Source organism: Bacillus sp. UNC437CL72CviS29, from assembly GCF_000482345.1.
GTDB classification, from domain to species: domain Bacteria; phylum Bacillota; class Bacilli; order Bacillales; family Bacillaceae_G; genus Bacillus_A; species Bacillus_A arachidis.
Genome location: NZ_KI535304.1, coordinates 272,379 through 286,165, shown reverse-complemented (window position 1 = coordinate 286,165; position 13,787 = coordinate 272,379). Strand labels below are relative to the sequence as shown.

The 13,787-nt window shown below is 33.6% G+C and carries 11 protein-coding genes; 6 read left to right on the top strand and 5 right to left on the bottom strand.

Features of this window, described 5'->3' with window-relative positions; all coding sequences use genetic code 11:
• The first annotated feature begins 184 nt into the window (after nt 1–184).
• Nucleotides 185–2,056 carry an LTA synthase family protein gene (locus M014_RS0125680; RefSeq protein ID WP_081811130.1) on the top strand — a complete coding sequence of 624 codons (1,872 nt, stop codon included), beginning with the start codon at nt 185–187 and terminating at the stop codon, nt 2,054–2,056.
• 152 nt (nt 2,057–2,208) lie between these two features.
• Here the strand turns inward: M014_RS0125680 and M014_RS0125675 are convergent, their stop codons facing one another.
• Complete coding sequence (locus tag M014_RS0125675) at nt 2,209–2,586, bottom strand: hotdog fold thioesterase (RefSeq protein ID WP_026594246.1); 378 nt, start codon at nt 2,584–2,586, stop codon at nt 2,209–2,211.
• A gap of 93 nt (nt 2,587–2,679) precedes the next feature.
• Between M014_RS0125675 and M014_RS0125670 the strand changes: the two genes are divergently transcribed.
• From M014_RS0125670 to M014_RS0125650, 5 genes are all read left to right on the top strand, one after another.
• On the top strand, nt 2,680–3,423 hold the full coding sequence (locus M014_RS0125670) for a DUF3298 and DUF4163 domain-containing protein (RefSeq protein ID WP_026594245.1): 744 nt from the start codon (nt 2,680–2,682) through the stop codon (nt 3,421–3,423).
• Nucleotides 3,424–3,473: 50 nt separating this feature from the next.
• Nucleotides 3,474–4,070 carry a biotin transporter BioY gene (locus M014_RS0125665; protein WP_026594244.1) on the top strand — a complete coding sequence of 199 codons (597 nt, stop codon included), beginning with the start codon at nt 3,474–3,476 and terminating at the stop codon, nt 4,068–4,070.
• A 192-nt stretch (nt 4,071–4,262) separates the two neighbouring features.
• Nucleotides 4,263–5,819 carry a murein biosynthesis integral membrane protein MurJ gene (murJ, locus tag M014_RS0125660; RefSeq protein WP_026594243.1) on the top strand — a complete coding sequence of 519 codons (1,557 nt, stop codon included), beginning with the start codon at nt 4,263–4,265 and terminating at the stop codon, nt 5,817–5,819.
• Entirely contained in the window at nt 5,812–6,879 is a 1,068-nt protein-coding gene (locus tag M014_RS0125655; protein WP_026594242.1) for a glycosyltransferase, read from the top strand. The genes murJ and M014_RS0125655 overlap by 8 nt, the downstream gene beginning before the upstream one ends.
• 12 nt (nt 6,880–6,891) lie before the next feature.
• On the top strand, nt 6,892–8,265 hold the full coding sequence (locus tag M014_RS0125650) for an O-antigen ligase family protein (RefSeq protein WP_026594241.1): 1,374 nt from the start codon (nt 6,892–6,894) through the stop codon (nt 8,263–8,265).
• Between the two features lie 28 nt (nt 8,266–8,293).
• Here M014_RS0125650 and M014_RS0125645 read toward each other — a convergent pair whose 3' ends face one another.
• The 4 genes from M014_RS0125645 to galU all read right to left on the bottom strand — a co-directional run bounded on the left by M014_RS0125645 (nt 8,294) and on the right by galU (nt 13,538).
• Nucleotides 8,294–10,972 carry a YfhO family protein gene (locus M014_RS0125645; RefSeq protein ID WP_026594240.1) on the bottom strand — a complete coding sequence of 893 codons (2,679 nt, stop codon included), beginning with the start codon at nt 10,970–10,972 and terminating at the stop codon, nt 8,294–8,296.
• 92 nt (nt 10,973–11,064) lie between these two features.
• Nucleotides 11,065–11,487: a GtrA family protein gene (locus M014_RS0125640; RefSeq protein WP_026594239.1), complete on the bottom strand. Its 423-nt coding sequence runs from the start codon at nt 11,485–11,487 to the stop codon at nt 11,065–11,067.
• 12 nt (nt 11,488–11,499) lie between these two features.
• Nucleotides 11,500–12,507, bottom strand: a complete 1,008-nt coding sequence (locus M014_RS0125635; protein WP_026594238.1) for a glycosyltransferase family 2 protein — start codon at nt 12,505–12,507, stop codon at nt 11,500–11,502.
• A gap of 140 nt (nt 12,508–12,647) precedes the next feature.
• A complete protein-coding gene (galU, locus tag M014_RS0125630) occupies nt 12,648–13,538 on the bottom strand; it encodes a UTP--glucose-1-phosphate uridylyltransferase GalU (protein ID WP_026594237.1) in 891 nt (296 codons plus the stop codon).
• Nucleotides 13,539–13,787: the final 249 nt, after the last annotated feature.

The following is a 13,787-nucleotide window of genomic DNA, read 5'->3' as shown; positions in this document are numbered from 1 at the left end:
AAACTGGATTGGATTTTTCCTATTCAGTTTCTTATTTTTTAGAGTGTTTACTATGCCATATAGCAATAAAATAACACTTCTATCAATGGTAGGAGTGTTGCTGTATGTTAATATGGGATACATAAAGGGGCTTTTACAGAAGGTCTTTCCTACAACTTAGACGCATAGAAAAAGGGGCTTTTTTATGTCTAATTTATTATCGTTTTTTAAAAGATTTGCCTTAACAAAATTAGATTTTATTATTTTTACGGTTTTTTCATTTTGGAAACTCGTTCTCTTTTTTACCTCTCTATCCAATGAACCACAAGATATTGTCGTACGCTTAACGTTTTTCGAAATATTACTTGTACTGCCAATCATACATCTTTTCTCCAATAAATGGAGGATATTTAGCTTGTTCTTAATAGATATTGCGCTTAGCGTCCTATTACTTGCAAATGTGATCTATTATCGATACTTCCAAGATTTACTTTCCATCAGCCTTATTAAGCAATTTGGACAAGTATCTAGTTTAACAGATAGTATTTGGACATTATTTGAATGGAAAGATATTATCTATTTCGCTGACATACCTGTATTAATTGTTGTCTATATCATTATGAACAAATATAACTGGTTCTCCCGTTCGAAACAATTTGTCCGTCACCTTGTTGTGTTTTTAATGATTGTACTTCTCTTTTGCATTCCACTCCGCGAAAAGTATAAATATGTTGTGACGGCTGGAATTGCAGATGCACGTTTTTCAAATATGTGGGTGGCAGACCATCTAGGAATTATAAACTATCATATATTTGATATTTATAAGTACGTTAATAACATGGTCTTAAAAGAGGATATTTCAGACAAAAAAATAAATGAGCTAAAACAATGGTTCCATACTGAGAATGAGCAGGTTATACAGGGAGAGCATTTCGGAAAAGCAAAAGGACAAAACGTCATTCTATTTCAAGCTGAATCTCTCCAAAACTTCGTTGTCGATTTAAGTATTGCAGGGCAGGAGATTACTCCAAACTTAAATCGTTTGAAAAAAGAAAGCATATACTATCCAAATTTCTTTGATCAAACAGATCAGGGAAGAACCTCTGATGGGGAATTTACAACTTTAGTCTCTATGCATCCATCTCGCTTTAATGGAAGTATTTATTTTAACTTCGCAGATAATACATTTGAAGGTTTACCTTTTATTTTAAGTGAGCATGGATATTCAACACTTTCAGCGCACGGTTATGACGGTAATTTTTGGAACAGATCGTTCATGCATCGTAGCTTAGGGTTCGAACAATCTATGTTTTCTAAAGACTTTAAGCCTGCTGAGAATATTGGATGGGGAATATCAGATGTAGATTTCCTAAACCAGATGAAAGATGCGTTACCAACATTAGAACAACCATTTTTAAGCATGTTAATTACGCTATCAAATCATCATCCATATGACTTACCGCCGCACCATCGTGAATTAGAACTTGGAGATTTAGAAGGTTCTTTAATGGGGAATTATCTTCACTCTGTTCATTATTTAGATAAAGCACTTGGGGTTTTTATTGAAGGGTTAAAAGCGAAAGGAATATATGATTCTTCTATATTCGTAATTTATGGTGATCATGACGCTGGATTGCCACTAGAAGAATTAAATAAAATTGGATTAAACCAACAATTCGATCGTCAATTTGATAAAGTACCTTTCCTCATCCATAGTAGCGCACTAACAGAACAACAAGGTCTAGTTGATGAACAAGCCAGTGGTCACTTAGATATTTCACCAACATTATTATATTTATTGGGTATATCACAAAATGATCGCTATTTTTTAGGCAAGCCTTTATTTGACCAAAATACTGACAATCACTACGTTCCATTTCGAGATGGTTCCTTTGCCAAAGGAGATTATATTTTCTTAAATACAACTGGCTCCTTTACTCCAAAGAATGTTTGGAACTTTAAAACCGGAGAACAAGAAAATGGGTTATCCAAGGAAAATTTTGATCAGGTTAATTTTAGGCTACACGTGTCTGACTTATTCCTAGAAGGAGACTTAATTCCCAAAATCAAAAAATAAAAAGGAACCATCCCATAGTGATGTATGAAGCAGGAAGGACAGCCTTCTTACTTCATACACCACCCTAAAGAAGTTCCCCTCATTTTAATTTAGAAGCGTTCTCTTTTAATAGGGGACGCTTCTAATTGTATGACGATCAATTCGTCTATTCGCTATCTTTTTTCTTTAATAGCAACTGTACATCTTGAAATACAAAGCAGGTCATCATTTTCATCAATAATTCGTACATCCCAAACCATTGTTGTTTCTCCTTTATGGATCGGCGTACCAATTGCTGTTACGATTCCATCGCGTTTCGAGCGAATATGATTCGCATTAATTTCAAGTCCAAAACAAATACACTTTTCTTGATCAATTAAATTATACGCTCCTACGCTCGCTACAGTTTCTGCTAATGCAACTGATGCACCACCGTGCAAAAAGCCCAACGGTTGATGTGTGCGTCCATCTACTGGCATAGTTGCTACCACTTTCTCTTCTGTCATTTCTAACAGCTCAATCCCAAGTGCATCCATTAATGTTTTCGACATACTATTTCTCCCTTTTCCTTGTTTAAAAATGTATAATTTTTCCCATTTATTTTCAAACTATCCATAATATTCATCTAAGGAGGTTCCATCTACATGAAAAACAAATTCTGTATTCTATTACTCTTAGTCTCCTTGCTCATTATTGTACCAAATTGTACGAAAGCGGCCCAGCCTTCTAACTTGACAATCGATATAAAGACTGTCACGCAAAAAGGTAAGAAGCCTTATTTAGAGTATCAAATTAGCAGACCTTATTTTAGTAACTTTTACGATGAAAAATTTCAGAGCAAATTGAATACATACTACAAAACAACAACAGATCGCGTTAAAACAACATTAGCAAAAGAAGCAAAAAAATATTATAAAGAGGCTCAGGAATCCAATGCACCTTTTCATCCATATGTTGTAAATGTCGATTATAAAGTGACATTGCAAAATTCTCCTTTATTAAGCTTATACATAAACTATTACCAATATACAGGCGGTGCACATGGTTTATATACGTGGAAAGCAAATACGTTTGATTTAAAAGAAAAGAAGATACTCAGTCTAGCTGATTTATTTCAAAAAGACAGTAACTATAAAGATATTATTCGTACAGAAATCGTTAGACAAATTAAACAAAATGAAAGTATTTATTTTCCAGATGCTGCTGACAAAGTGATGAGTACAAAGAAATTCAACTACTTTTTAGAACCAGATAACCTTGTCATTTACTTCTCTTTATATGAAATCGCACCTTATTCAAGTGGAATCCCGCAATTTCGTATTCCATACACATTACTAAGGGATTCATTGAAGCCTACTTATCAAAACATTTTGATTGACAATAAATAAACGAATTAGCTACGATAATGTTAACTAAACATCAGCGGGAGGTTAACATTATGAAGCAATTACGCGTTTTGGATTTATCACTAGCAGCTATGTTTGTTGCGCTTATGGCAATTGGTGCGAATATCGTATCATGGGCACCCTTTTTACAAGTGGCTGGTGTTCCCCTTTCGATGCAACCATTCTTCGCAATTTTAGCGGGTCTTCTTCTCGGAAGCAGACTTGGGGCCTTATCTATGACTGTTTATATGCTTATTGGGGTTGCAGGAGCACCAATTTTCGCTAAATTCCAAGCTGGATTTGGCGCACTGTTAGATCCTACCGGTGGTTTTATTATCGCATTTATTATTGTTGCTTATGTAACAGGAAAACTAGTAGAACAAAGAGAAAAACCACAACTTGGGACATTTGCAATCGCATCTGCCACTGGGATTATCTTAACTTATATCATTGGTACAACTTATATGTATGCGGCTGTAAACCTCTGGATGGGCGGAAATATGAGTTACAAAGCGGCTTGGACGATTATGATGTGGTTTGCTGTTAAAGATATCATCTTTACAATCATCAGTGCTATCATTGCACCTCGTATATACTATGCGGTTCATAACTCTGTATATCAACGCAATTCTAGTTTCTCTCCAAAATAGAATACGTTGACCCTTAAACCATTTGAAGTAAATCATAAATTTAGAAAATAAGACACAAAAAGGATATCATCGAAATCGATGATATCCTTTTCTTTTAGAAACATCCTTGATTGCACTGATATAAATTTGATTTTTACATATAAATAAATTATGCTTGAAAAGAATTAAAATTGCATAAGGAATTGATTATAAATGGTAGGAACAGCCTCGCAAGACAAGGCAAAAAGATTTCTCATCGTAACATTATTTTTCACACTTGGGACAGCTTTAGGCAAACTACTTGGATTTGCAAAAGAAGTTACACTTGGAGCTTATTTCGGTACAAACTATGCTGTAGATGCATATGTGGTTGCTTTAAATATACCAACAATTGTATTCACTGGTATCACAGGCGCTTTTGCCTTCTCATTCATTCCTATTTTCATGGAACTAAAAGGCAAAGATCCTCTTAAAGCATATCGATTTATGAATAACTTTTTAAATATTATTTTACTCATTTTCTTTATTCCGCTTTTGCTCATTGAACTGCAACCACATTTTTTTATTAAAATGTTTGCACATGGTTTACCCGAGCAAACAGCAGTATTGTCAGCCTATTTGCTGCAAATTATTTTTCCAACTGTATTTTGTACATTTTTTATTGATATCTTCAATGCTTATTTAAACAGTTTACATAAATTTCGAATTACAAGTATACAATGGATTGTGTTAAATGGGATTACACTACTTATCTTTGTTTTGCTCGTACAATGGATTGGAATTTATGCACTTGCATTAGGTGTTATACTTGGAAATATTGTACAAACTATACTTGTCTACGTTGCTTCTAGACGCGAAGGATACCATTATAAATTTTTAATTGATTGGAAAGATCCTTCTTTAAAAAGGATGATGGCCTTAAGTATCCCTGCATTTATTACAAGTGTGTCTATTCAAATTAATTTACTCGTAGATCGAACGTTAGTTTCCGGACTGGAAGAAGGGTCTATTGCAGCTCTTAATTATTCTCAAAAGTTATATTTTATTCCACTTGGATTAATTGCTGCTCCTGTCTTAACTGTCATGTACCCAAAATTCGTTGAATATGTAAACCAGGAGAATTGGAAACCATTCATTCAGCTCATTGAAACGAATATTAAAGTACTGTTATTTTTATTTATCCCAGTCTGTGTTTATTTTACATTCTTTACTGAAGAAATTGTAAAAGTGATTTATAACTACGGTGCATTCGGAAAGGATTCTATTGAGCTAACAGCAACCGCACTACAATTTTATGCAGTCGCTGCTCTTATGCAACCTTTAAAAGATTTACTTGATCGCTTATTGTTTTCACTAAAACTGAATCGTTATATTATGTACGTATCTATCGTTTCTATGGTTGTAAATGTTATATTATGTATCGTACTCGTTCATTATATTGGTTTAGCAGGTGCTGCACTTTCAACCTCTATTGCATCAGTAAGTACAGTATTTCTGTTATTATGGATGTTGCAAAAGTATATGAAAGAGAAAGAACAGATAAATTTGCACTACACTCGCTTTTTATTGAAATGTACCGTTGCATCTTTTGTAAGTTTGTATGCTTCCAAACTACTGCTTCATTTCTCACATGATACAAAATTACTTATCTTATTAGCAATAACAGTCGGTGCTATCATTTACTTACTTATTACTTACATGTTAAGAGTAAAGGAGCTACAACAATTGCTATCGCTATTTTTAGGTAAAAGGAAGGATATAAATGAATAAAATTATGTACCTTTTGAATTATGTCGGGGATGGTGGGTCGGAAAAATATGTCCTCGATTTAATTCAATCTATTGATCCAAAACGTTGTGTTCTTGTATATTCTACTCCTGGCCCTTTCTTACATAAGTTTGAGAAATTAAACATACCCATATATCGTATAGAAATGCACCATCCTTTTGATATACAAGCTGCAAGAAAACTAAAAAAAATAATCGCAAAAGAACAAGTAGATATAGTTCACGCACAATTTTTACGTGAGAACTATATTGCAATTTTAGCAAAACTATTAGGAGCATCCATACGTGTCATCTGGACATATCATGTGGATGTTCCAATGGCACGTCCTTTAAGATGGTGCAATGCTTTTTTTACTCGTTACAATGACACGATTATTTGTATTTCACAGTTTATGAAACAACAGCTTCTTGAAAAAGGGGTTCAAAAGGATAAATTAAAAATGATTTACAATGGTTTAGAAGACCCTTATTCAAATGCATTACCCGCTCTTCATAAACCGATGAAAATCGCTGTAATTGGAAGGTTAAGCGAGGAAAAGGGGCAACCTTTTTTTATAAGAAGCTTACACAAGTTAAAAACACAATATCCGTCTTTACAATGGCAATGTAATATTATTGGAGACGGGCCACTAAAAAGTCAATTAGAAAACTTAATCACGACGTTACAATTAGATGATTCCGTTTCTTTATTAGGTTTTCAAGATAACATTATAAAAGAATACGAAGCACATGATATAATCGTGATTCCGTCAAAAAATGAAGGATTATCCTACGTTGCAATTGAGGCAATTGCCATGAAAAAACCCGTGATTGCGACAAATATTGGTGGGTTACCTGAAGTTATTGTTCCAAATCAATCGGGTATCTCTATACCATATGGAGATGAAGAACAATTAGCAACTGCACTAGCAAGATTATTACAAGATGAAAAACTATACCATTCCTTGGCAGAATGCGGACGCGAATATTATTTACAAAACTTCACTTTCTCTAAAATGCTAACAGAAGTAAACAATATTTATCGCATACCATCATCATGTTAAAGGAGACTATATATGATACACCTTACTCGATTTCATTATATACTGCTCAGCATTTTCTTTGTTACATTAGGGTTGTTATTCCCATCACCTTATACCGGGCTATTCATTTCAGCTTTATTAGCAGTCTCTGCTTTCCGAGATGAAAAGCTCGGTATTGCTTATTTACTATTATTCATTCCGATGCGTCCTTTTCTTACAGCCTATAACGCTGGATTCAAATTGATCGGTTCTCTCATTATTCTCTCTTTGTTATGTAAATTGTTTTTACAATACCGACATAATATTTCAAAGCTATTTTCATTTCATTACTTTGAAATTGCATATTTTGTATTTTGTTTATTCGGATCTATTTTAGGAATAGTAAATGGCGTTTCCCTTACAGCGATTGTAATGCAGCTACATACCCTGTTACTATTTTACTTTGTATTCTATATTGTATCGCGGCTTTCTTTCCATCATGATGATTTGTTATTTTTTGCAAAAATAACTTTCATCGCTTCCATTATCATTTCAATACAAGGTTTAATTGAAAAACTCTCTCTACGAAGTATGTTGCTTCCAGAGGCATGGAAAGAACTCGTATTAGCCCCTACAAATAAAATACGTATATACGGGATGGCCGGCGGTCCAAATGAATTAGCACTTTATTTAATATTAGCATTTCTCATATCACTCTATTTATTGCGAGATGCTTCAACCAAAATGAAATATATCGTCTATATAGGACTCACGCTTATCGCAACGACGTTATTATTAACATATTCACGTGGCGCTTTTTTAACAGTGATGATATTTGTAGTTCTTTATATCATCGTTTATAGACGTATACCGTATTGGAAATCACTACTTTCCGTACTGCTAATATCATCCTTGTGTGCTGCAGGTATCTCTTCTGTGACGAATTATTTAGAAGGAGATGCTCTCGGAGCTAAACGTTTTTCAGAAGCTTTATCCGAAGAAACTGTTGAACTAAGTAAGCAAGATGGACGAATCTATTATGTGAAAAAAGCAGTAGAAATTTTCAAGGACAAACCGATTACAGGATATGGTTTCGGTACATTTGGTGATGCAGCTACTCAAACACATTCTTCACCAATTTATAAGCAGTACAATATTACATGGAATTTTTATTCGGATAACCAGTACATTCAGATCCTTGCTGAAACGGGCCTCATTGGAGTCATCCTATGCGCTATATTTGCATTTGGTTTTTTAAGGCTTTTTTGGGAATATAGAAAAGAAGCACCATTTGGTCCCCTCCTCTTATATTTATGCGTCGGCGCTATCGTCGGAAGTGCTTTTTATAATATCTTAGAGAATGGAATCTTTATGATATATTTCTTTCTCACAGCTGGATGTATATTGAAAAAGAAAGAGGACTACTGATATTTCAGTAGTCCTCTTTCTTTTTATATTATAATTTTTTCTGTTTTCTTGATAACACGAAACCAAGTAACAATGTAACAATTAAACTAATAGAAGAAACGATTGCTCCTATTACAAACCCTGGAGAAGTATATTTTAATTCAACTGTATGTGGTCCTTTTTCTAAATCTAATCCAAGGAACGCATCATTTAATTTCAGTAATTTCGTCTCTTTTCCATCTACAGTCGCCTTCCAGCCCTTATCGTATGGAATCGATAAGAATAAATAATCATCTTCTTTCACATCAATTTTTCCAGATACAGTACGACTTGTGTAGTTTGTTACGTCAAATGGCTGCTGTTTTAATTCATTCACTCGCTGATCCAATGCATCTACATCAAGCCCATAGAATAATTGTTGTTCTAGCTCAATAGACTGATGGTTTACTTTTACTTCAACTTCTACTTTTTCATTTTCAAAATATCCCAAATCAAGGATACCGTTATTCCAATAATAACGCGGATACTCTGTAAATTTCTTACCAAGAGATTTTCCATTTACATATACTTTTGTAACATCAGTTGGCTCTACACGTAATTTCGTATACAACTGTTGTTTACCTTTGACATCAAATACATATTTAATGCTAGCTGTTTTACCATCTTGTTGTTTTATCAATTCAACTGGCTTTTGTTTCGTCTGAGCTATTTTTTTCTTTTCAGCAGCTAATTCTTGCTTCGTTTTTTCCTTCTCTACAACCTCCAAGTTATTATATTCTACAGAACTTGGTTCAAGTGGTTTATAGTAGCTAATATCTTGCCCATTTAATTTGCCAATAAATTTATTTTGTTCTTCAAAGGAATTTACATAGTTAATTTTTTGAACCTTTAACTTATCTTTTCCTTTTATATCAAATTCCTCTTTATTTACCATGTACCCAAATGGAAGAGCATTTTTATTCTCATATACATAGTTCTTACCTACACGATCAATTTCGGACCATCCATACTTGTTAAGTGGTTCATCTGAAATCATATATTTCATTCCGAGCAATGCATCTGTAGAAATAATGCCTTTACCATTTTGTAAAATTAGAGCCTCTAAATAACCATAACCTAACTCCTGCATATATAAGTTTAAATGGCCGTTTGCTACGGAGTTAAAATGCGTCACACCTTTATACCCAAAACGCAATGCGTCATTCCATGTAACGCCTCGCGTCGTTTCCATGCGATAAAGTCCTTTATCCTTTTCAGCGACTTTTTGAATTGTTTCTTCATATCTTGGATATGGTGAAGCATACTCTTGACGATTAATATAACCGTACTCATACCCCATTAACTTAACCATATAGACTGTATTAAGTGCAACATCAAGTGATACCACGGCTACTAAAGCAAATGAGATCATTGCTTTATTTTTTTTCAAGCGTACTTTTGCAATTAACAATAATGCATATACAACAATAAAGAACACATTTGTAATAATTTTATTCGATTGTATATAGCTTGGAGCTAAATTCCCAAGTAATAACAGCATAACTAGGTTAAAAAGAACAACCTTTTTTAAAGCCGGTATTAACTCCTCTTCAAACACCATAAATGTTCGAACTGCAACCAAAATGAGCATGAAAGAGAAAGTGAATGAATAACGATATGGGAAGTTCGTTGGTGGTTCAAAACCGTGCCAAGCTATATTTAAAAATGGAATTTCAAACGATAGAACCAAAAATAGTAAAACTGCTCCATATACAATCTTTTCTTTTAAAGCAATTTTCTTTGTTATAAAGAATAATGGAAGCAATAATAGTGTTAAAACACCAGCGTAAACATTTGGCATACCATTTACTGTTGTATCGACTACTCCGTTAAAGAATCGTGTATAGAATTCTACAAGATCAAAATTAAATGCTGTAGAAAATGGTAGCTTTGCACGTTCCACAAAGTTACTCTTTAAGTCCATATATGTTGGTAAGGTAATAAAAGCAGACATCCCTGCTGCTAAACCTGTTCCCATACAGAACCAAACAAATCTTTGTATGAATAACTTTATATTTCGAACATCGTACAGCACACAAAAACGTGCTACAAAATAGATAAACGTAAATATCCCTACCATAACAGAGATATAAAAGTTTGTAATAAATGTAAGTGCTAAGCTAAACGTAAATAATCCATATTTCTTCTGTGTTAAAAGTTTTTCAACCCCTAACAAAATGAGAGGTAGTAAATAAATCCCGTCTAACCACATTACACAGAATGAATACACAGTTACAAATGACATTAATGCGTAAAAAGTTGAAAATAGTGTAATTGTGATTTCTCGGCGCTTCATCATATGACTTAAATAATACGTCATTGTTACACCAGCTAGTCCAACTTTTAATAACGTCATTAACATAATCGCTTCCGGAATATGTGCACGATCAAAAAAGAGAATTAAAATGGAAAATGGACTTGCTAAATAATAGGCAAATACACCAATAAAATTAAGGCCCATTCCACCTTCCCAACTATAAAATATGCTTTTTCCATCTTTGAAAACATCATATAAGTACGTGTAAAATTGTACATATTGTGTATGTAAATCCGTTACAAGGATTGATTTTGATCCAAATGGCGCCACACCAAGTAACATGAAAACTACACCATAAATAGAAAAAGGAAGTAAGAAAGCAAATGTATATAAAACCTTCTTTTTCTTAAACAAATCTAACAGTGCTTGCATTATACTCCTCCATAACATTCTTTGTTAATAATTTATTACAAAAATATATGTATAAAAAACAATAGCCGGCATAAAGCCAAGCCATTTGTTTTTTAAGCATTTTGACCATTTTCTACATCGGTCTTCTTTCTAAAAATAACATACTTACTTGCAAAATAATTAAAGACAACAACAATAATATTTGCAATAACTTTTGTAATTAAATCATTTATACCTAACCATTCAATAAATGCTATCATCGCAAAGAGATCTATAAAATACGATAGGATACGAAATCCCATAAAATAAAAGAACTCCTTCAACGCATGAGTCAAATTAGCTTGTTGACTATTGAAGACATATTTTTTGTTTGTAATATACGCAAACAATACAGCTACAATCCACGCAATCGTTGTTGCTATTTTATAGTCCATTCCAACTAAAGTTGCACAAATGAAATAAGTTACAATATTAATCAGTGTTGTTAAACCACCAAAAAATAAATAATTAAATATTTCCTTCGTTTTATTATTCACACTTATAATCCCCTAGTGATTGGATTTTACTTTACGATCTTCTACACTATATAATTTTGCCATCTTTTTATCGCCATCTATATTTGTTACTTTGTCATCGTTATATTCATCTACAAAATATAGTGGACGCTGTTTTGTTTCGTTAAAAATACGTCCTAAGTATTCACCAATAATACCAATGGAAATTAATTGTACGCCGCCGATGAATAGAATCGCCGTCATCATGGATGGATATCCACTTACCGACTCACCGTACATAAGCGTCTTAATAATGATCCAAAGCATGTAGACAAATGCTCCGAATGAAACAGTAAATCCCATGAATGATGCAAGACGGAGTGGAGCTGTTGTAAAGGATGTAATCCCTTCAATCGCAAGATCCATTAGTTTAAAATAATTCCACTTTGTTTCGCCTGCAGCACGTGGATCACGGTCAAATAAAATTTCTTTCTTATTATAACCAATCCAGCTAAACATTCCTTTTGTATAACGCTGTGTTTCGCGGATTTTCTTTAATGCTTCTACACAACGGCGATCTAATAAACGGAAATCTCCTGTATTTTCCTGAATAGGGATTCTTGTCGTTTTCTTTAATAAGCCATAAAATTTACCCGCTGTCCATTTTTTCGCCCATGACTCACCTGCACGAGAGCGTCGTTTAGCGTATATATCATCATAGCCTTCTTCCCAGTATTTAATCATTTCAGGAATAAGCTCAGGTGGATCCTGTAAATCTGCATCAATAATAATTACAGCATCACCCATTGCATGATCAAGACCTGCAATCATCGCTGTTTCTTTCCCAAAGTTTCGTGATAAATCCACATATGAAATGCGCTCATCGTGTTCTCTAAATTCTTTAATAATATCTAATGTACGATCTTTACTTCCATCATTCACAAATAAAATTTCAAATTTATAATTTGGAATTCCTTGAAATACACCTGTTAACCGACTATATAATTGATCTAATACTTCTTCTTCATTATATGCCGGCACTAAAATTGTAATGGTCTTCAAAGAAGATACTCCTTTCTTTTTCAAGCTTTCTCATAAAGAATAATTTATAAGCACAGATTAGACATAGTAAACTGGAAGTTTGTCTTAGAATACCTCATTCTCCAATCCACTATGTCTAACCGTACATATTTATAAATGAACTAATTTTTTACAGCGTTTGTTTGTTCAGTTACAAGCTCTTGCATAATTTTTAGTAAATCCTCTTTTAGCTCATCATGCTGTAGGGCCATTTCAATTGTTGTTTGAATAAACCCAAGTTTTTCACCAACATCATAACGTTTGCCTTCAAAATCATATGCGAATACACGTTGAATCTCATTTAAACTTTGAATTGCATCTGTTAATTGAATTTCGCCACCAGCACCTACGTGTTGCTCTTCCAAGAAACGGAAGATTTCTGGTGTCAATATATAACGTCCCATAATTGCTAAGTTTGAAGGTGCTGTACCTTGAGCTGGTTTTTCAACGAATTGCTTTACTTGGTAGCGGCGTCCATCTTTTTCTAATGGGTCGATAATACCGTAGCGATGCGTTTCATCTTCTGGAACAGTTTGTACGCCAATTACAGAAGAAAGTGTTTTTTCATACTCATCGATTAATTGCTTTAAGCAAGGCTTTTCTGCTTGTACAATATCATCTCCAAGTAATACAGCAAATGGTTCATCACCAATAAATTTACGAGCACACCATACTGCATGTCCTAAACCTTTTGGTTCCTTTTGGCGAATATAGTGAATGTCTACCATTTTAGAGGAAGCTTGTACTTTCTCAAGCAACTCGTATTTTTTCTTTTCTAATAAGTTTTGTTCTAGTTCAAACGCATTATCAAAGTGATCTTCAATTGCACGTTTTCCTTTTCCTGTAACGATAATGATATCTTCAATACCAGCTGCTACAGCTTCTTCAACGATATATTGAATTGTTGGTTTATCAACAATTGGTAACATTTCCTTCGGCATTGCTTTTGTTGCTGGTAAAAAACGTGTTCCAAGACCAGCGGCTGGAATAATCGCTTTTCTAACTTTTTTCATGCTTATAACCTCTTTCTTTCGTTCTTGGTTTATATTCGCATTCATCCAAGTAGTATTTATTCTTCTTACTTTTCCCTGCCACATCATATTTATTGGATATATTTTGTTCTTATCCAAATACGCGCAAATTTCCACATTATATATCTAGTAATCTATGTGTCATATTACAAGCTTTACATGTTACTTTCTTCACTAACTGTAAAAAACACTCCGTACAAATTCTACATGATTGCCTCTTTATTCGTCAAG